Source organism: Bacillus sp. SJ-10 (assembly GCF_002843505.1).
In the GTDB taxonomy this organism is placed as follows: Bacteria; Bacillota; Bacilli; order Bacillales; family Bacillaceae; genus Bacillus; species Bacillus velezensis.
In genome coordinates, this window is the sequence record NZ_CP025258.1 from 2,977,879 (window position 1) to 2,997,185 (window position 19,307).

A 19,307-nucleotide genomic window follows, 5' to 3' on the forward strand; every position below is an offset into this window, starting at 1 on the left:
AAAAAGGAGGTAAATACCAGTGTCCACTCCAAGAAAACAACTGCTTCCGTCCGGAAAAATGGGCGGGATTTTTTTTGAATATTATATGAATAAAGCCATTTATCATCTCTTCGTACTATCAATATAATATTGTGAGAAAATATGACAACAATAAAAACAACCCGCTCGCCTTACGCAAGCAGGTTGAGAATGTCGTGTTTTTGTTTTTAACGGGGTTCGACGATTAACTTAATCGCCGTTCTTTCTTCTCCGTCAATCTGTATATCTGTAAAAGCCGGAATACAAATCAAATCTACGCCGCTTGGCGCGACAAAGCCTCTGGCAATCGCAACCGCTTTAACAGCCTGGTTTAAGGCACCCGCCCCAATTGCTTGAATTTCGGCGGCTCCGCGTTCCCTCAATACACCGGCAAGCGCGCCTGCTACTGAATTTGGACTTGATTTTGCTGAAACTTTTAAGATTTCCATTTCTGCTCCCCCTTAGTTTTACAATGGATAAGTGAGTGTTCATTAGAACAATCATTATTAGATGTTGCTATCCAAAAAGCCATCCCCACAATGCTTTTCAAAAATAGCGGGCTACCTTCCATTTCTACTATATTCACTAAGAAGTTGCTATATTCCTGCTTTTCCTTTTAATATTTTTATAAAATAAACACATGATCACCTATTCAAAGAACATATGGTCATCATTGATTAATATCCGTTCGATATTTACGGCCTTTTTCGTTTGATCGTCGATGTCAATGAGCACTCCGCTCAGCGTAGTTTTACCTTCCGCCACCGTAAACCGGACGGGAAGATTGGTTTTAAACCGCTTGATGACCGTTTCTCTGTCCATACCGAGAATTCCGTCGTACGGACCCGTCATGCCTACATCAGTAATATATGCCGTTCCTTTCGGTAAAATGCGGTTATCTGCCGTTTGCACGTGTGTATGGGTGCCTACCACGGCAGAGGCTCTTCCGTCTGTGTACCAGCCGATCGCAATTTTTTCGCTTGTCGCTTCGGCGTGAAAATCAATAAAAATGTACGGCGTGCGCTTTTTCGCTTCTTCTATTAATTCATCCGCTTTAGCAAATGGATCATCAAGCGGCGGAAGAAACGTCCGCCCCTGTAAATTAATGACGGCAAGCTCTTTTCCGTTCGATTTAATATAGGTAATGCCTTTGCCCGGCGTACCTTCCGGGAAGTTCGCCGGCCGGACAAGATGCGGCACATCATCAATAAAGTCGAAGATCTCTCTTTTATCCCACGTATGGTTTCCCATTGTAATGGCATCTGCTCCCGCTTCCATCAGGCTGTGGTAGATCTTTTCTGTCAGTCCTTTTCCGTGTGCTGCATTTTCTCCGTTAATAATTGTAAAATGCGGTTTATGTTTCGCTTTCAGTTTCGGGACATATTCTTTTACCATGTCGCGGCCCGGGGAACCGACAACATCTCCGATAAATAAAATTCTCATACATTCCATTCCTTCCTTTTCAGGGACTCAAAAAAATAAAGTGATGCGCTAAGCATCACTTTATTTTGCATACTCTACGGCTCGAGTTTCTCTGATTACGGTCACTTTAATGTGGCCCGGATAATCAAGCTCGTCCTCAATTCGTTTACGGATATCACGTGCCAAACGATGGGCTTCTAAATCATTAATGGAGTCCGGCTTCACCATGATGCGAACTTCACGGCCGGCCTGAATTGCAAATGATTTTTCAACACCTTCGTAAGACTCGGAGATTTCTTCAAGCTTTTCAAGTCTGCGGATATAGTTTTCGAGCGTTTCACTTCTCGCGCCCGGTCTTGCGGCTGACAGTGCATCAGCGGCAGCGACCAGAACGGCGATAATGGAAGTCGGCTCTTCGTCTCCGTGGTGTGACGCAATACTGTTAATGACGACTGGATGCTCTTTATATTTGGTCGCAAGCTCCACTCCGATTTCCACGTGGCTTCCTTCCACTTCATGGTCAATTGCTTTTCCGATGTCATGCAGAAGACCGGCCCGCTTGGCAAGCTTTGCATCTTCTCCAAGCTCGGAAGCCATTAAACCGGCTAAAAACGCAACTTCCATAGAATGTTTCAGTACGTTCTGCCCGTAGCTTGTACGGAATTTCAACCGGCCGAGGATCTTGATCAGATCCGGGTGGAGTCCGTGAACGCCGACTTCAAACGTCGTCTGCTCACCCATTTCCCGGATATAGTCATCAACCTCACGGCGGGATTTTTCAACCATTTCTTCAATGCGCGCCGGGTGAATACGGCCATCCTGAACGAGTTTATCAAGAGCGATTCTTGCCGTCTCCCGTCTGATCGGATCAAATCCGGAAAGAATGACTGCTTCAGGTGTGTCATCAATAATCAGGTCAATACCTGTAAGCGTTTCAAGCGTACGAATGTTACGCCCTTCACGGCCGATGATACGTCCTTTCATCTCATCATTCGGAAGATTGACGACCGATACCGTCGTTTCGGCAACATGATCTGCTGCACAGCGCTGCAAAGCAAGCGACAGAATGTTTTTCGCCTTTTTATCTGCCTCTTCTTTCGCACGGTTTTCGGTTTCTTTTGTCATGATGGCGATGTCATGTGAAAGCTCATTTTCAACCCGGTCAAGAATGATTTGTTTCGCTTCATCCCGTGTCAGGCTCGAAATGCGTTCGAGTTCTGACTGCTGCATACGAATCATCTCATCCACTTTGCTTTCCATCTCTTCAATATGTTGTTGTCGTTCATTCAGAGAATGATCTTTCTTCTCCAACATCGCTTCCCGTTTATCAATTCCTTCATGTTTACGGTCAAGATTTTCTTCTTTTTGAAGTAAACGGTTTTCTTGTTTTTGAAGCTCATTTCGTCTTTCACGAACTTCCTGTTCAGCATCTATTCGAAGTGTATGGATTTCGTCCTTTGCTTCAAGCAGAGCTTCTTTTTTCAGTGCTTCAGCATCACGCTTTGCATCTTCAAGGATTTGCTCGGCAGCACCGCGTGCGCCCGCAATCTTTGCTTCGGCAATGGTTTTACGAACATAGTAGCCAACAACTAAACCGAGCAGAGTCAGCAAAATGGAGATGAGAACCGTCATTGGGGTCATACTTTCACCTCCTCTTGCTATGAACTTGGTTTTTGCTTAAATAAGTGCCGGCATGTACATTGTTTGATTTTCTCAACATACAGAACCTTCACAGGGAATGAGTCTCTCATGCCCTTGTCAAGTTTAAATGGTTTAACAATCATGTTAAAAAAACAAATGTTACAACTTCATTGTAATTGTGTCGGAAATACTTGTCAAGCTTGCCAGCTTAACGATTCGCCTTCAGCTCGGAATCTTCGCCATGTATATATCATACCATACCTAGATCCGCTTTTCGTGAATGACGGCTCTGTCAGTCCGCCTGGTTAAGCAATTGGTAAATTCTATTGTTTACCTGTCCTAATTTGGCGTTATTCTGAATATTTGACAGTAATATGACATATTTGCTTGCCGAATGGCTGAAGCTGTTCAAAATGTTGTAACCGGGCATAACACCGTGATTGGAATAGCTTCCCGGATCAATGTAAAACCCCATGCCGTAAGCGGCACTGCTTCCTGCTGTAAACATTTTTGTGAAGCTTGCTTTTGAAAGGAGCGTGTTGTTTACGATCGCTTTATCAAATTTATAGAGATCTTCAGCGCTCATATACATGTCGCCCGCCCCGTACAGCTGCGATAAGTCCAAAAGGTGCGGCGTTACAAGAGTGCCGCTCTCATCGACTTTGTAGCCGACGGCAGGATATTTGGCTTTGGCAAATGTTTTGTAAAATCCGGCATGCTTCATTCCGGCCGGTTTGAACACGTGTTCTTTTATATATTGTTCATAAGACTCCCCGCTGACCTGAGATACGATATAAGCAAGCACTGAATAGTTGGAATCCCTGTAATCCCAAACCCCGGGCTGCCGTTTAATTCCGCGGTTTTCTATATCCTTGATTAAATCAATTGGAGAAATCGGTCCCTGACCCTCAATATGCCCGTTTATGCCGGACGTATGATTGAGCAGGTTTTTCAATGTAATGCGCGTGCCGTTAGGAAAATTCGGCAAGTATGTACTGACGGGGTCACTCGTCTGCAGCAGCCCTTTTTCTTCAAGCTGCAGGACAGCCGTCGCGATTAACGCTTTTTGTGAAGAACCGATATAATATGATGTCTCCGGATTGTTTTTAATTTTTTGTTTTCGGTCCGCATAGCCAAAGCCTTTTTTCAGCACAACCTTTCCATCTTTTACGATCATTGCTGTGCCGCTGAACCCGATCTGTTGCAAGTAATTGCTGATCTGTTTATTGTGATCGATTGATTTAGGTGTTTTCTCTTTTTGCGTCTTTTCTTTTTTCTGTTGAGTCTGGTCTTTTGAAGTATCAGATTGAGCGGCGGGAGCGCTTTTAACGGATTCCTTCTCCCGGTGATGCGCTGTGACGGTCCAGATCATAATAAAAACAGTGACAAGCAGCAGAAAAAGAAACAGCCCTCCCGTTTTCATCAGCTTCTTCTTTCTTTTTTTATTTATTCTTGTGCGGCGGGGGCTCGTCATCTTTTTTCCTCCTCAGATATAATTTCAACTTTCGCCATGATGTTAGACGAGTGAAGGGTGAAAAAAGTTGTAACATTCCAGATAAAATTTTCCCAAACAGCCAGTGTTTTTTGAAACACACAAAAAAAGAGCGGAAATTGCTTATTCCGCTCTTTTGATCGTGTTTTTATTCTTCTAATTCCATCTCTTCCTGAACTTCTTCCGCTTTGTCCGTTACACCGTTATTGTCTAAACCGTAATATTCACGGATTTGCTCCTGAATCATCAGCATGATGTCTTTATTTTCTTTTAAGAACTGCTTGGCGTTTTCACGGCCCTGGCCAAGGCGTTCTTCTTCATAAGAATACCATGAACCGCTTTTTTGGACGATATCCAGTTCAGTTCCAAGGTCGATGATTTCCCCTTCTTTGGAGATTCCTTCACCGTACATAATGTCCACTTCAGCCGTACGGAACGGAGGAGCGACTTTGTTTTTTACGACTTTAATTCTCGTTTTATTCCCCATGACGTCGTTGCCCTGCTTTAATTGCTCGGCACGGCGCACTTCAAGGCGCACGGAAGAATAGAATTTCAGCGCGCGGCCCCCCGGTGTCGTCTCCGGATTTCCGAACATAACGCCGACTTTTTCACGAATCTGGTTAATAAAGATTGCGATTGTTTTAGATTTATTGATGGCGCCGGAAAGCTTACGGAGCGCCTGAGACATGAGACGCGCCTGTAAACCGACGTGTGAATCACCCATGTCACCTTCAATTTCAGCTTTTGGAACAAGCGCCGCAACAGAGTCAACGACTACGATATCAACAGCTCCGCTTCGCACCAGCGCTTCAGCAATCTCTAGCGCCTGCTCTCCCGTATCCGGCTGAGAAAGCAGAAGCTCTTCGATATTGACACCGAGCTTTTGCGCGTAAACAGGATCAAGAGCATGCTCAGCATCAATAAATGCTGCCTGTCCGCCTTTTTCCTGAACCTCAGCTATTGCGTGAAGCGCTACAGTCGTTTTACCTGAGCTTTCAGGTCCGTATACTTCAATAATCCGTCCGCGCGGGTATCCGCCTATTCCGAGAGCGGTATCAAGTGCAAGGGAACCGCTTGGCACCGTTGAAATTCTTGTATCCGTTTTTTCTCCGAGCTTCATGATGGAACCTTTGCCGAATTGTTTTTCTATTTGCTTAAGAGCCATATCTAAGGCTGCCTGACGATCACTCATTTATTTTTTCCTCCTTTATCTTGCCACTACATATACTATACCTTGTTTACTGGCATTTGCCAAGAAAAAAGCGAACGCATATTCGGATTTTTTCCGCGTTCGCTTTTCTGCAAAAGAGCATAATTTCCCTTATAAAACTTAAAAATCAGAGAAAACGGCTCTTTAAAACTTTATTTTTGATCCAGCATTTTCAAAATGAGATGGCAGCCGTATTTAGCGGCGCGCTTTCTGATTCCGGTTCTTGAGCCGGCAAAGTTAAATTCGTGCACCTCTTCTTTTCCTTCCGCCGAAATGCCGATAAAGACGCGGCCCGGAGCATGCCCTTCCTGCGGGTCGGGACCCGCAACCCCGGTAAAGCTGATGCCGATATCGCTTCCGGTCAGCTTTCTCACACCGGCTGCAAGCTCTTTCGCACACTCTTTGCTGACCGCTCCGCTTTCTGCGAGCGTCTCAGCTTTCACGCCGAGCACATGCTGTTTCACGCTGTCGGAATAACAGACAACGCCCCCTGCAAATAGTTGAGACGCACCGCTTAAATCAGTCACCCACTCTGAAAACAGGCCGCCTGTAAAGCTTTCGGCAGAAGAAATCGTGATTTTGTTTTGTCTGCATGCTTTTGAAAGCTCCTTCACCAGAGACGTATCATCATATCCGTAGAAAAATTCACCGACACGTTCTAAAATGGCGGCTTCCGTTTCTTTTAAAAGCCGTTCTGTTTCTTTTTCGTCGGCATGTTTCGCCGTTAAACGCAGCGTGACCTCGCCGTCAGCAGCGAGCGGCGCAATCGTCGGGTTCGTCTGCGCATCAATGATATCTTCTAAATCAGCTTCAAGCTGGGATTCACCGATTCCGAAAAACCGCAGCACAGTTGAAACGATTTTCTCATTAGAACCGAGCTTTTTAAGAAGCAGCGGCTTCGCTTCATTTTCAAACATCGGACGCAGCTCGCTCGGCGGCCCGGGAAGCAGCATATAAAGCCTTGAGCCGTGCTCTGCAAGCATTCCCGGCGCCATGCCGAAATGATTCGCCAAAACGTCTGAGCCCTCAATGACGAGCGCCTGTTTGCGGTTATTCGGCGACATGGTCCGTTTTGTTTTCACGAAATATTCTTCGATCGACCGGAATGCTTCGTCATTCAGAACGAGCGGGCGCCCCAGTGTGTTTGCAATGGTTTCTTTCGTTAAATCGTCCTTGGTCGGCCCGAGGCCGCCTGAAAAAATAATCAGGTCTGAGCGCTCTTCGGCAATGCGGATGACTTGCTTAAGCCGCTCCGGATTGTCACCGACAGCGGTATGATAAAACACGTTTACACCGATTTCCGCCAGCTCTTTACTGATAAACTGCGCGTTCGTATTGGCGATCTGGCCGAGCAGAAGCTCCGAGCCGACTGCAATGATCTCTGCTTTTTTTGCTATTTCCATCTTTAAGTCCTTCTTTCTTAGTTAGATGTTTTTAACGCATCCCAGTTCTTCGCAAAATAATCCCAGCCGGAAATGACTGTGAAGAGCACAGCCACCCATAAAGCGATATCGCCGAACGGGAAAGAAACGAGCTCAAACGGAAGATTATGCAGCAAAAGCGCGGCAACAGCGATGATCTGAGCCCATGTTTTAATTTTCCCCAGCATATTGGCGGCTACAACTTCCCCCGTTCCCGCCAGCACAAGTCTTAATCCCGTTACGGCAAATTCGCGGCTGATGATGATGATGACCATCCACGCCGGCGCAAGGTCAAACTGCACAAGCGTAATTAATGCCGCGGATACCAGCAGTTTGTCAGCCAGCGGATCTAAAAATTTCCCGAAGTTTGTCACGAGGTTCAGTTTTCTGGCGTAGTAGCCATCCACCCAGTCAGTCGTTGATGCGATAATGAATAAAACAGCTCCCGTAAGATGCGCGACCGGAATCGATTCATCCCCTATATGAACGCTGCCCCACTGAAAAGGAACAAGCATGATAATCATAAATACAGGAATTAAAGCGATTCTTGCCAGTGTGATTTTATTCGGTAAGTTAAACATAAAGCCCCTCCAATAATATGTACTCGGACGTGAAGAAAAAGTCATCTTAATCGTTCAGATGACTTTTCCCCTTTTATTTTTTCATCTTGATTGTGATGGTCTGCGCCATCACATCATGCGGATTGAGTTCATAGGACAGAACCTCTCCGTTGATTTTAATTTTCAGGTTAGGGGCATAGCCCGTGCGGATTTCAATCTGCTTTTGATCCGTGACGTCTTTTTTAAAAGTTTCGCCCTTTTGCAGTGTTCCTTCTTTTAAAGAACCGCCGCTGTCATCACGGACGCGGATCCATGCGCTGTCAGAAGCAATCAGTTCAAGCTTATACTTATCTGCCCCGGAGACGTTGTATGAAGAAGCTGAGCCTTCCGTTCCGGCCGCTTTGATCTCCGTCTTTTCACTGCTTTTTTCTTTCTTTTTCTGCTCTGACGCTTTTGTGTCCTTTTTGTCTTTTTTGCTGTCAGATTGCGCTTCGTCATTTGTATTGCCGTCGTTTTTCAGCGCAGAATCCTTAGGAATCTCATACTTGCTCTCACTTTGGGTGACGGCTTTATCTCCGTCTGTCTGCCCGGATTTGCTCATTCCGAGCTGAATAATCGCATAAATGATCGCGATGACGATAATGACACCGATGACGACAAGGACGGTCGGAAGCCATTCCGCCGCCTTTGAAGCGGACTTAGGAAGCTCCCTTTGCATGGCGAGACCGGAGATTTTTTCCGACACATCGTCATGGTACGTGTTAGGGATGTCTTTTTTATATTCTTCAAATAACTGATCTGAATCAAGCCCGACAGCTTCAGCGTATTGCTTGATAAACGCCCGCACATAAAAATTGCCGGGAATGACGTCATAATTGCCTTCTTCCAGAGCGGTTAAGTATCTTTTCTGAATTTTCGTCGCCGCCTGGAGTTCATCCAATGACATCCCTTTTTCCTCTCTGGCTTCTTTAAGCCGGATTGCTAATTCTGTCACAACAAACACCTTCCAATATTAAAAATCAAAGCTTGAAAAACCGGTCTGATCAAACATTTGCGGTTCTTCTGCATGTTCATATGTAATGACTTCGTCAGGATCATTTCTGAGTTCGATAATATAATCGAAATCATCGAGCGTATACTCCGAATTTTGAACAAAAATATCGGGGTGCTCCACGACCTTTGTCGCCGGAAGCCGCATAATTTCACTGACGAGCTGAAGATGGCGCTCAGATCCCCGTCTTGTCGAAACGATGCCGTCGAGGATAAACACGTTTTCCGTGCTGTATTCATCGGCAACCAGCTGGCTCCGGATCGTTTGTTTTAGCAGCGTTGATGATACGAAAAGCCATCTTTTGCTGGCACAAACGCTTGACGCAACGATGGACTCCGTTTTTCCGACCCTCGGCATTCCCCGGATTCCGATCAGTTTGTGCCCTTCTTTTTTAAACAGCTCGGCCATAAAGTCAACCAGAAGACCGAGCTCGTCCCTTTCAAAACGGAAGGTTTTTTTGTCATCGGCATCACGCTGAATGTATCTTCCGTGGCGGACTGCGAGACGGTCGCGAAGCCTCGGTTCTCTCAGCTTCGTTACTTTAATGGTCTCCATTGTTTTTAAAATTGATTCCAATCGTTTAATTTGATCTATATGCCGGCATCTGAGCAGCATTCCCCTTCTGGAAAGGTCGACACCGTTAATTGTGACAATATTAATTGACAGCATCCCGAGAAGAGATGAAATATCCCCGAGCAGGCCGGGGCGGTTCACTTGAATTTCATATTCAAAATACCATTCGAGCTTTGCCAAATGATATACCCCCTCCATTGTGGCAAATTTTTACCTTCCTTTATCATAAAACATTTTTCTCTAATTAGAAAGAAGAATGTTGCTCTATAGAGGAAAACATAAAAAAAGAGAGGAGAAATCCCCCCTCTTAATGAGTGCTGTTATTTTCAACAAGCTTCACCATCATATTTGCGATGGCGCGCTGTTCATCTTCAGAAGCAACGCTCCAAAGATCAGCAAGCACTTTTTCCTGATGGTTTTTCGAGTCGACTTCGTTCGCAAGGTAACCGCCGATTTCTGTAGCGAGGTCAGTGATCGTTTCATCACTCATCCCTTTTTCCTGCGCATAGTTCAATCTGTCGCCAAGGAAATTCTTCCAATTATCCCAGTTTTCTAATACTGACATGTTGGGTTCCTCCATTTCATCTGTTGTTACAAAATTATTTTGTCCGTGCAGATGCAAACTATACACACATTTTTTTCAGCAGTGCCAGCCGCCGTTTACGGATAATATATGCCCCGTAATATAGGAAGCCTTGTCCGATAATAAAAAGGCCGCCGCTTCGGCGATTTCCTCCGGCTTTGCCAGCCGGCCCGCGGGAATTTCCTCTGCCAACGCTTCTTTTTCATCAGACGTGAACTGATCAAGCATATTTGTATCAACGGCACCCGGCGAGACTGCATTCACGCGGACGCCGCTCGGAGCAAGCTCTTTGGCAAGCGCTTTGACGAACGAATGCTGCGCTCCCTTGACCATGCTGTATAATACCTCGCACGATGCGCCTGTTTCTCCCCAGACGGAACCGATCGCGACGATGCCCCCGCTTTTTTCCCGGATCATGCCGGGCACCAGATTACGCGCCAAAAGAAACGGACTCGTCACATGCAGCTGCACCATCTCCCGCGCCATGTCATCCGTAACGTCCGTAATCAGGCCGAAATGACTTTTGCCGCTGTTTAGTATCAGGGCGTCCACAGGCTGCTTAACGGAACGGCTGAGTGTCTCCGCGCCATCCGGTGAGGACAGATCCGCCTGAATAACGGAGGCTTTTACGCCGAATGATGCGCTCAGCCTTTCCGCAAGCCTGTGTGCGGCTTCCTTATTAGAATGATAATGCAAAAGGACGTCATATCCGTTTTTTGCGAGGACTTCACTTATACTTTGTCCGATTCCGCCGCTTGCTCCGGTTACGAGCGCTGTCTGTTTCATCAATCAATACTCCTTCTTTCCCCAGAAAAACATCCCTCAGGGCGTGAGGGATGTTTTTGTTATGATTTTGGCACGACTTTGCAGACTGTCAGCCTGTCTTCTGATATTTCTTCTTTAATGACCCGCTTTACGTCTTCCAGCGTAATCTGCTCCAGTACGGTTACGACATCAAACAGACTCATATCTAAAAAGGCGTAGCGTGTAAATTGGTTGGCGATATATTCAGGCGAATTGAGCGCTTTTAAGAATGACCCGATCTTCTTTTTTCTCGCAAGATCAAGTTTTTCCGCAGTCACGGCTGATTCCGCATCAAGCAGCATGTGTTTTAATTCGTCAGCGAGCTTATCCGGCTCCGGTGTATCTCCTCCGACAGAGGCAAAACCGAATCCGTATTCAGCCGTGTAATCAAAGCTGAAGGTTTCATCAATGTAGCCTTTGTCGTACAAGTCACCGTAATGCGGTGAGCTTTTTCCGAAGAGACATTCAAGCATGAGGTTCATGCTGAGCTCGTGCTTCAACAGCTCCTGCCCCGTTTTATAAGGGTCTTTCGCCTTTAAGCCGACAAGACATTTTGAGCCTTGCACGTTCATTTTTAACTCCTGCTCCCGGCGGAAAACCGCTTCCTGCTCCTGAACTTCTTCACGTTTGATTTCGGGCTGGTCTGTAAAAGGCTTTTTCTCCTGGTTTTTCCGCACCTGGCTGATGACCGCTTCAGGATCTGCGGGACCGACGATAAAGAGCAGCATATTGCTCGGGTGATAAAACGTTTCGTAGCACTCATACAGCAGATCTTTCGTAATATGTGAGATGCTCTCCACCGTTCCGGCAATGTCAATTTTCACGGGGTGGTCTTTATACATATTTTCGATAAGACCGAAAAACAGCCGCCAATCCGGATTATCATCATACATATTGATTTCCTGGCCGATGATGCCTTTTTCTTTTTCAACTGATTTTTCCGTGAAATACGGGTCCTGAACAAAATCCACGAGTGTTTCCAGGTTTTTCTCCACATTAGAAGTGCTGGAGAACAGATAAGCGGTTCGTGTAAATGATGTAAAGGCATTTGCCGACGCCCCCTGCTTACTGAAGTCCTGAAACACGTCGCCGTCCGCTTTTTCAAACAGTTTATGCTCCAGAAAATGCGCGATTCCGTCAGGGACGTGTACCATTTCTTCCTTATTTAAAGGAACGAATTGATTGTCAATGGAACCGTACTTTGTCGTAAACACGGCGTATGTTTTATTAAAGCCCTGTTTCGGCAGCACATAGACATCAAGGCCGTTTGCCATTTTTTCATGATACAGCGTTTCCTGAAGCTGTTCGAAGTTTATCGGTTTAGTCAAGATGCTCCCCCCGTCCCTTTTAAGAAATAAGTCGTATCCAGCTTAATGTTCTTTCCGACATTGATAATGTCCTCTTTTGTCACTTTCTCGATATTGTCAAGGAACCTTTCGATCGGTATCTCTACTTGGGCTGAGGCCTGCTGATACAGAAATTCCGCTAAACCGTATGCCGTATCAATCGTTTCTAATACTTGATTTTTAATAACGGCTTTCGTTTGGGCGATATCATCTTCTGAAAAGTCACCGTTCTGCATAGCCTGAAACTGTTCTTCAATGATGGTGACGGCCTGCTTGTAATTTTTCACCTCAATGCCCGACATGACCATCAAAAGCCCTTTGAAGCTTTCCACCCTTGAGGCTGCATAATAGGCGAGGCTCGCTTTTTCACGGACATTTATAAACAGCTTTGAATGAGAGAAACCTCCGAACAGCCCGTTAAACACCTGCAATGCCGGATAATCCGGATCTGTATATGTCGTATTGGTCCGGAATCCGATATTCAGCTTGCCCTGCTTGACGTCCTCTTCATCAATGACTTCCTTCGGATCGGGCTGTTCATTCGCCGCGCTTCTTTCAAAAGGCTGCAGCTCCCGTTCTTCCGTTTTAAAATACGTATCAACGGCCGTTTTCACCTGATCTGTATCAACATCGCCGATGACGTACAGGTCCAGCTGGTCTTCGCGTATGGCTTTTTGATAGGCTTCATACAAATCTTGCGGTGTAATGTGTTCAACATCATCGAACTCGCCGTTGACGTGAAGCGCATACGGTTCGCTTTTGCACATTTCCTGAACGAGACGCAGATTAGAATATCTCATCTTATCATCATATACGGCTTGAATCCGCTGTTTCAGCGTCCGTTTTTCCTGCGTGACATAAAGGGGCAGGAAGGCGCCGTTTTCCAAAGCGGGCGAAAAGACAAGCTCTGATAAAAGCTGAAGACCTTTTTCCAATAACGGTGTGCGGTCCTTCAGATACTTTTCATTAGGAATCTCAAGTCTGAACGTAATGACATGACGTTCTCCCTTTTTTGTCAGATCAGCTGAAACGGATGTGCCGTACAGCTCATCAAAATAAGACCGCAGATCAGCGGTTTTCGGGCGGCTTTCTGTTCCGCGCAGAAGCACATGCGGAAACAGCGCCCTTTTTGTTACGAGCTCTTTCGTTAAAGGAGCCAGCATTTTAAACGTCAGCGAAACGGTTTTAAATTTCTCGGTCTTTACGATGTGGGCGGTGATCCCGCCGTGCTTTGACTTCATTTCATTTACGTAAGTCATGTGAAACCTCCTTCGTTCATTCTTTCATAGTATGTATTATGACCAAATTTCAGCATTCGCAAAAAAGAGTACGCAGATGTAATTATATCAACTGGAGGATTTATAAGGAAACAAAAAACCTCTGCCCGAAAACAGGCAGAGGCATTGAACGTTATTTTTTCAAATTGAAAGGCCACCAGTTGGCTCTTCCGAATATTTTCACCATGACCGGTACAAAAAACGGAAGGACGACAATTGCGTACATGAGAAGGCCTGTTAATACCACGGTTGCAATCTGTAATAAGGAAAGAACGCCTGACGGCAGCATGGCCGCAAAGGTTCCCGCTAAAATAATCGCCGCAGAAATGATGACGGAACCCATATTTTTCATACTGCTGATCATTGCGGGTTCCGTTCCTTCTTTTTTAAGCTCATTAAAGCGGTCCATTAAAAAGATGGAATAATCCACACCAAGAGCCATCAAAATGACAAAGCCGAAGAACGGCACGGCCCAGTTTACGCCCGGATACCCGAAGAAGTGTGTAAAGATGTATTCCGTCACGCCGATGGATGCGAAATACGTCAGTACGAGCGACGCCACTAAATAAACAGGCATAATGAGGGAGCGCAGCATCACGATGAGAATCAGAAAAATTCCCGCCAGCATAAACATTGCCGTCCGTTTGAAGTCTGAATCCGATACTTCCTTCAGATCGGCATTCATGCTGGAGACTCCCGAAACGCCGAAGGAAGCATTCTTCAGATCCGTGTTCGGAATGGCCCTTTTTACGCTCGCTTTGATCGCTTGAATATCTTGAATGGCCGTATTTGAGTAAGGATTGTTATCAAGAACGACGGTCAATTCTGTCGTTTTTCTGTCATCTGACATGTACGTATTAAACACGCTTGTGAAATCACTGTTTGTCAACGCGTCTTTCGGCACAAACCAGCCTGTCATTTCTTTGTCTGACGCCTTGTGAAGCTCACCCAGGTAATCATTAGCCCCCATCATGCCGCTTGATACTTTCTTAAGCCCTTTTACACTGTCGTTAAGGCCTGAAGAAAGATCGCTGAGCCGGGAAGAAAAATCACCGAGACCGCTCTTCATTTTTTTCTGGCCCTCCGCGAGCTGTCCTGCCGCCGATTCAAGGCGCGGCATTTGTCCTGCGAGAGCCCCCTGTCCGTCTGATACTTGCTGCAGACCGTTTTCAATACTGGTCAGACCGTTGATCATTGCGTTAATTTGAGTGTCAATCTTCTTCTGAGCGGCTGCCAGTCGGGCAAATTGTTTTTCCGCTTGCTGCAGATGAGCCTTTTGAATGTCGACCTGTTTAGAAAAAGCTTCTGCATCCGCGTTTGCCTTGGAAACGGCTGACTGTACACCCGTAAAGGACGATTTGATTTCTTGGTAAGAGGGATCGGTTTTGACTGACGGTATTGACGCTTCCAATTTTGCAAACGGCAGACGGGCAAGCTGCTTGTTCAAATCGGCAAGCTGTCTGCTGGCTTCATCTTTCATCGGCAGGACGGTTTTTACCAATTTTAAAGCGTTTTGCGTTTCTGAAGCGAGACCGCTGTTTTGGCTGAGCTGTGAAGTCAGCATTTGTTTTTGCTCTTCAATCTGCTTTCTCATCTGGGCGACGCCGGCTTTATTCTCGTTCACGCCAGCCTGCAGTTTATTCAGGTTTTCTCCTATATCAGAAAGCCCGGATTTCAGAGACAATGTTCCGTCAATAAGCTGATTGACGCTTTTCCCCGACTCTTCGATCTGCGGCTGTGAATCAGCTAACGACTTTGCGGCATGCCCTAATCCGTCCGTAATTTTTTCAAGTCCCGTATTGCCTTTATCAAGCCCTTCTTGAAGCTGCTTTGCCTGATTTGTGACAAATAATTGATTCAATCCGTTTCCGGCAGGGCGCGTGGCGCTTCTGACCGTTTTTACACCCTCTGTTTTTTCAAGTTCTCTGCTGATTTTTTCGATATCAATCAGGTGTTTTTCGGTATTTAGAGTCTCATCATTTTTGATGACGACTGTGGCCGGAAGAAGTTCTCCCGGGCCGAAGGCGTCTGAAATCGTATTAAACGCGCGGACGGATTCATATTTATCCCCGATTTCGTCAAGACTGTTGTAAGATAGCGCCCCTTTGTAAAGAAGGATAGGCGGGACGGTGAATACCGCAACGATTGCAAGACTGATGAGCGGCCTTTTAAATGAAAACCGCCCTGACGTTTCCCATGCTTTGCTTTGAGGATGGGAAATATCGCCCTTAACAGGCCAAAACAGTCTTTTTCCTAAAACAGCCATAAAAAACGGCACGATCGTCATGAGCGCAAGCAGCAGCACCGCGACACCGACCGCAACGGCGGCTGCCGACTGATACAGCTTAAATGTCGCAAATCCGATGCAGGCAAATCCGATCAGCACCGCACCGCCGCTGTACAAAACCGTCTTTCCGGCCGTTTTGTAAGTCACGACGATCGCTTCTCTTATATCAGCGCCATGCGACAGTTCTTCTTTAAACCGGCTGAGAAGCAGAATGCAGTAGTCTGTGCCGATTCCGAACATAATCGCAACCATAAAAATCTGAGTAAAAGTTGAGAGCGGAAAATTCAGCTGATCGACTAAAAATGCGACAATCGACTGGCTGACTAAATAAGATATCAATACTGATAAAAGCGGCACGAACGGAGCGACCACTGACCGAAATACAAGAATCAGCACGATCAGGATAAAAGCGACCGTTATATATTCAGTCTTTTTCAAGCCGTCCTGTGAGCTTTTTAACACATCTTCGTCGATCAGCGATTGGCCTGTAATGCCGTATGATACGCCGTACGGTTTCAGCTCTTTATCAATTTTATTTTTTATTTCGATGATATCGTTTTTGGATGTATCAAGCTGCAGCTGAACGAGCATCGTTTGTCTGTCTTTTGACAGCAGCTGTTTTTTGATGTCGTCATTTTTCTCCCCGAAGTATGAAGTCACCGTTTTAATCTGAAGCGCTTTTTTATGTTCAGACAAAGTGCTGACGGCTTCTTCCAGACGATCTTTTTTGTCTGTCATTAAGCCTTTTTCGTGAAATACGATGACGGCAGAAGAAGACGGTGCATCTGAATCAGACATTTCATCAAGCAATTCATGGGCGTAAGAAGAGGAATATCCGTCCGGTACGGAGATCTGCCCTTTCTCCCGTGTCAATTCAGCCATATCAGGCGCTGTAAGCATAAATATCACCGTTGCGGCGACCCATACCGCGGCGATGATCCAGCGGGCTCGGATAATGTTTTTCATTATGTCTGCTGATCCTCCTCTGTCATCATCAATCGATATAATTTTTCATATGTATTCACGAACATCTCCGCCTCGTCTTCATCAAAATACATAATATATGAACGGACGAGTTCCTCAATCCGCCGCTCCACACGGTGAAATACTTCCGTTCCCTTTTCCGTGACATTTAAAAGTATGCTCCGGCGGTCGCTTTGGCTGCGTTCTCTATTGATGTAGCCTTTTTCATACAGGCGGTTCGTCATAGATGTAATGGCGCTTTTATTGACGTGGCACACCGCGGCCAGTTCAATTGATTTGCAATCGGGATTGAGCATAATATAGCGGAGGATGTAATATTGATCCAATGTCAGCTCTTTGTTCACTTTTTCAGCGATAATGCTGTCAATTTTTTTTAAGACGTGCAGGTATACATCGGAATAACGCTGAATCAGCTGCTTTACTTTTTCTTCATGCACCTTTTCCCCCTCCTTCCAATAGTTAATATGTTTAACTATTAAAAAGAATAACGACTTGACGGTATCATGTCAATCTTCAAAATAAAATAAAAAAAGACAGTGCAGATTACACCGTCTTTAATGATTCCTTCTTTTCTTTTGCTTGTGATGAGATATTTAACAGCGCTAAAAATACAGATACAATGCCGCAAAAAGCGGATAAAATAAAAATCAGCCAGCCTGCATTTGACATCAGGGCAGCAAAGATCGGCGGTCCCGCCGCTACTCCGATAAACCGCATGCTGTTATAAAATGAGGTGATGGTTCCCGATTCCTCGTTGTCTACGCCTTCTGTGATGACAGCGTCTAAAGCCGGCAATGCCATTCCGATACCGATACCGCTGACACACAAAAAGATAAATAATAAATAAAAACTGTGATTCCACCATAGGCCGATAAACGACAGTGTCACGGCACTCATTCCGAAAACGATGCAAAACTTCATTTTGCCTTGGTCTTTTCCGATTTTTCGGCCTGATATATATGAACTGACGGATAGAAATAAAAGCGGGATTGCCAAAAGCGCTCCTTTAGCCACACCGTCAATTCCGTATTTCTTCTCCAGTGAGTCTGATAAATAAAAAAGAACCCCGAACAGCAAAAACATAATCACGCAGCCGATGATAAAAACCGTAAAGAGCCAGCGTCCGTCACGCTTAAATATGCGGCCGACATTTTTCACAAATTCGGAAATAGAAGGCGCTTCTTTTTTTTCCTCCGGCTTTGCCACCAAAAACAATACGAGAAAAAAGCTGATGAGCGAAAAAAACGGAATGAACCAAAACGGCATAAACCAAAACCATGCAGCCAAGAGCGACCCGAGAATCGGGCTTATTACTTTCCCGGCAGTGTTAGACGTCTCAATATCGCCGAGTCCCGCGGTAATCCGCTCATCATCCCCTTTGAATAAATCACCGATAAACGGCATCACTACAGGAGCCGCTCCTGCCGAACCGATTCCCTGCAGCACCCGCCCCGCCAAGATAATGGGATAAGGATGCTTGAACGCGGTGGAAGCTATCGCGGCAAGCGCTCCGCCCGCACCGGCTATGAGAAGACAAGGCAGAAGAACCTTTTTTCTTCCGAATTTATCGGACAGATATCCGGCAATCGGAATACAAATAATCGCCACAATCGAATAGACCGTTATAATTAACGATACTTGAAAAGACGATATGGACAGCTTCTTTTCAATCATCGGAAGCACAGGAATCAGCATGGAATTCCCGAGTGTCATCACGAGCGGTACAGAAGCCAGAGCAATGATATTTTTCGTTCCATTTTTCTTCTTACTCAACTTATTCACCCATTCACTATACTTGGTTGTTTCCTGTTTTATTGTGCCTTGCAGAAAACAAAGTATGTACTGAAACGGCAAATAAAAAAACAGACACATGACGCGTCTGTCTTAAAAACGTTTTCTTACAACATGAAAACTGAACTTATCAGCCCGGAAATAATTTAATGAATACAGCACAGGTTCATCATTCTGATTATAGTGGGTTTGCTTCAGCAATAAAAGCGCCGTCTCCGGCTCGCATTCCAAAACCGGTGAAATCGTATCGTGATATCCGATCGGTTCGATATCAGCAACGGCATAGCTGATCACAGACCCGGAGTTTTTTTCCAAAAGATCAAAAATAGACTCCTGTTCATGACAGAAAGAATTCGGCAGAATGTGCATCGGAATCGTATCTAAACAGTAAACGACCGGAGTGCCGCTTGCCGTTCTCACGCGTTCCAAATAAAAAAGCTCCTGCTCAGGCTCAAGCCGGAATCTAGCGATATCTTCATCAGACGGCGTGATGACCTGAGACGACAAAAAAATCGTACCCGGCACCATGTTCGCCTGCTGAATCGTTTTCGTCACGCTGTTGAGCTGTTCAATACCTGAAAGAAACAGCGGTTTTGTATGGACGAAAGTGCCCACACCGTGCCTTCTGATAATCACATGCTCCTCTTCAAGGATACGCAAAGCTTCACGCAGAGTTGCCCGGCTGACACCCATTGATTTTGAAAGCTCAAATTCAGAAGGAAGCTTTTCCTTTTCGGTGTAAATTCCGTTTTGTATATCCTCTTTGATTCGCTCAATCACTTTTAGATACAAGTGACGATTGTCAGCTTTTGTAGACATGTTTCCCCTCCGTAAACCACTTTCATAA

Annotated in this window: 17 protein-coding genes; all 17 read right to left on the reverse strand. The window is 45.6% G+C overall.

Translation table 11 applies throughout. From position 1 onward, the window contains the following. Positions 1–206 precede the first annotated feature (206 nt). The 17 genes from spoVS to CXL14_RS14775 all read right to left on the reverse strand — a co-directional run bounded on the left by spoVS (position 207) and on the right by CXL14_RS14775 (position 19,279). Entirely contained in the window at positions 207–467 is a 261-nt protein-coding gene (spoVS, locus tag CXL14_RS14695; protein ID WP_003154135.1) for a stage V sporulation protein SpoVS, read from the reverse strand. A gap of 199 nt (positions 468–666) precedes the next feature. Next, on the reverse strand, positions 667–1,461 hold the full coding sequence (locus CXL14_RS14700; protein WP_003154137.1) for a TIGR00282 family metallophosphoesterase: 795 nt from the start codon (positions 1,459–1,461) through the stop codon (positions 667–669). A gap of 60 nt (positions 1,462–1,521) precedes the next feature. After that, on the reverse strand, positions 1,522–3,081 hold the full coding sequence (gene rny / locus CXL14_RS14705) for a ribonuclease Y (RefSeq protein ID WP_003154140.1): 1,560 nt from the start codon (positions 3,079–3,081) through the stop codon (positions 1,522–1,524). Between the two features lie 292 nt (positions 3,082–3,373). After that, the gene (locus tag CXL14_RS14710; RefSeq protein WP_014417803.1) at positions 3,374–4,555 is read right to left on the reverse strand and encodes a serine hydrolase domain-containing protein; all 1,182 of its coding nucleotides are present in this window, start codon (positions 4,553–4,555) and stop codon (positions 3,374–3,376) included. Positions 4,556–4,721: 166 nt separating this feature from the next. Next, positions 4,722–5,765, reverse strand: a complete 1,044-nt coding sequence (gene recA / locus CXL14_RS14715) for a recombinase RecA (protein ID WP_003154145.1) — start codon at positions 5,763–5,765, stop codon at positions 4,722–4,724. A 170-nt stretch (positions 5,766–5,935) separates the two neighbouring features. After that, a complete protein-coding gene (locus CXL14_RS14720) occupies positions 5,936–7,186 on the reverse strand; it encodes a competence/damage-inducible protein A (protein ID WP_029973453.1) in 1,251 nt (416 codons plus the stop codon). Positions 7,187–7,203: 17 nt separating this feature from the next. Continuing rightward, positions 7,204–7,785 (reverse strand): CDP-diacylglycerol--glycerol-3-phosphate 3-phosphatidyltransferase, encoded by a 582-nt coding sequence (gene pgsA / locus CXL14_RS14725; RefSeq protein ID WP_007409821.1) that lies wholly within the window; start codon positions 7,783–7,785, stop codon positions 7,204–7,206. A 73-nt stretch (positions 7,786–7,858) separates the two neighbouring features. Further along, entirely contained in the window at positions 7,859–8,758 is a 900-nt protein-coding gene (locus CXL14_RS14730; protein WP_014417801.1) for a helix-turn-helix domain-containing protein, read from the reverse strand. Between the two features lie 18 nt (positions 8,759–8,776). Further along, on the reverse strand, positions 8,777–9,568 hold the full coding sequence (locus tag CXL14_RS14735) for a DUF3388 domain-containing protein (protein ID WP_003154149.1): 792 nt from the start codon (positions 9,566–9,568) through the stop codon (positions 8,777–8,779). Positions 9,569–9,695: 127 nt separating this feature from the next. Continuing rightward, positions 9,696–9,953: a DUF3243 domain-containing protein gene (locus tag CXL14_RS14740; protein WP_003154150.1), complete on the reverse strand. Its 258-nt coding sequence runs from the start codon at positions 9,951–9,953 to the stop codon at positions 9,696–9,698. A gap of 75 nt (positions 9,954–10,028) precedes the next feature. Beyond that, on the reverse strand, positions 10,029–10,757 hold the full coding sequence (ymfI, locus tag CXL14_RS14745) for an elongation factor P 5-aminopentanone reductase (RefSeq protein ID WP_014417800.1): 729 nt from the start codon (positions 10,755–10,757) through the stop codon (positions 10,029–10,031). Positions 10,758–10,816: 59 nt separating this feature from the next. Beyond that, positions 10,817–12,103 carry an EF-P 5-aminopentanol modification-associated protein YfmH gene (gene yfmH, locus CXL14_RS14750; RefSeq protein WP_014417799.1) on the reverse strand — a complete coding sequence of 429 codons (1,287 nt, stop codon included), beginning with the start codon at positions 12,101–12,103 and terminating at the stop codon, positions 10,817–10,819. Beyond that, the gene (yfmF, locus tag CXL14_RS14755; RefSeq protein WP_012117578.1) at positions 12,100–13,380 is read right to left on the reverse strand and encodes an EF-P 5-aminopentanol modification-associated protein YfmF; all 1,281 of its coding nucleotides are present in this window, start codon (positions 13,378–13,380) and stop codon (positions 12,100–12,102) included. Before yfmF ends, yfmH begins: the two co-directional genes overlap by 4 nt. 151 nt (positions 13,381–13,531) lie before the next feature. Beyond that, positions 13,532–16,651, reverse strand: a complete 3,120-nt coding sequence (locus tag CXL14_RS14760; RefSeq protein WP_101287864.1) for an MMPL family transporter — start codon at positions 16,649–16,651, stop codon at positions 13,532–13,534. Continuing rightward, positions 16,651–17,106 (reverse strand): MarR family winged helix-turn-helix transcriptional regulator, encoded by a 456-nt coding sequence (locus CXL14_RS14765; protein ID WP_003154157.1) that lies wholly within the window; start codon positions 17,104–17,106, stop codon positions 16,651–16,653. Before CXL14_RS14765 ends, CXL14_RS14760 begins: the two co-directional genes overlap by 1 nt. A gap of 106 nt (positions 17,107–17,212) precedes the next feature. Further along, the gene (locus CXL14_RS14770) at positions 17,213–18,382 is read right to left on the reverse strand and encodes a bacillibactin exporter BcbE (RefSeq protein ID WP_088056571.1); all 1,170 of its coding nucleotides are present in this window, start codon (positions 18,380–18,382) and stop codon (positions 17,213–17,215) included. A 171-nt stretch (positions 18,383–18,553) separates the two neighbouring features. Beyond that, on the reverse strand, positions 18,554–19,279 hold the full coding sequence (locus CXL14_RS14775; protein ID WP_007409813.1) for a GntR family transcriptional regulator: 726 nt from the start codon (positions 19,277–19,279) through the stop codon (positions 18,554–18,556). Positions 19,280–19,307: the final 28 nt, after the last annotated feature.

What these genes read in the sequence shown, in the direction of transcription:
- spoVS (WP_003154135.1), bottom strand. Translation starts at nt 467, where the DNA reads ATGGAAATCTTAAAAGTTTCAGCAAAATCAAGTCCAAATTCAGTAGCA.
- CXL14_RS14700 (WP_003154137.1), bottom strand. Translation starts at nt 1,461, where the DNA reads ATGAGAATTTTATTTATCGGAGATGTTGTCGGTTCCCCGGGCCGCGAC.
- rny (WP_003154140.1), bottom strand. Translation starts at nt 3,081, where the DNA reads ATGACCCCAATGACGGTTCTCATCTCCATTTTGCTGACTCTGCTCGGT.
- CXL14_RS14710 (WP_014417803.1), bottom strand. Translation starts at nt 4,555, where the DNA reads ATGACGAGCCCCCGCCGCACAAGAATAAATAAAAAAAGAAAGAAGAAG.
- recA (WP_003154145.1), bottom strand. Translation starts at nt 5,765, where the DNA reads ATGAGTGATCGTCAGGCAGCCTTAGATATGGCTCTTAAGCAAATAGAA.
- CXL14_RS14720 (WP_029973453.1), bottom strand. Translation starts at nt 7,186, where the DNA reads ATGGAAATAGCAAAAAAAGCAGAGATCATTGCAGTCGGCTCGGAGCTT.
- pgsA (WP_007409821.1), bottom strand. Translation starts at nt 7,785, where the DNA reads ATGTTTAACTTACCGAATAAAATCACACTGGCAAGAATCGCTTTAATT.
- CXL14_RS14740 (WP_003154150.1), bottom strand. Translation starts at nt 9,953, where the DNA reads ATGTCAGTATTAGAAAACTGGGATAATTGGAAGAATTTCCTTGGCGAC.
- ymfI (WP_014417800.1), bottom strand. Translation starts at nt 10,757, where the DNA reads ATGAAACAGACAGCGCTCGTAACCGGAGCAAGCGGCGGAATCGGACAA.
- yfmF (WP_012117578.1), bottom strand. Translation starts at nt 13,380, where the DNA reads ATGACTTACGTAAATGAAATGAAGTCAAAGCACGGCGGGATCACCGCC.
- CXL14_RS14760 (WP_101287864.1), bottom strand. Translation starts at nt 16,651, where the DNA reads ATGAAAAACATTATCCGAGCCCGCTGGATCATCGCCGCGGTATGGGTC.
- CXL14_RS14770 (WP_088056571.1), bottom strand. Translation starts at nt 18,382, where the DNA reads ATGACACTCGGGAATTCCATGCTGATTCCTGTGCTTCCGATGATTGAA.
- CXL14_RS14775 (WP_007409813.1), bottom strand. Translation starts at nt 19,279, where the DNA reads ATGTCTACAAAAGCTGACAATCGTCACTTGTATCTAAAAGTGATTGAG.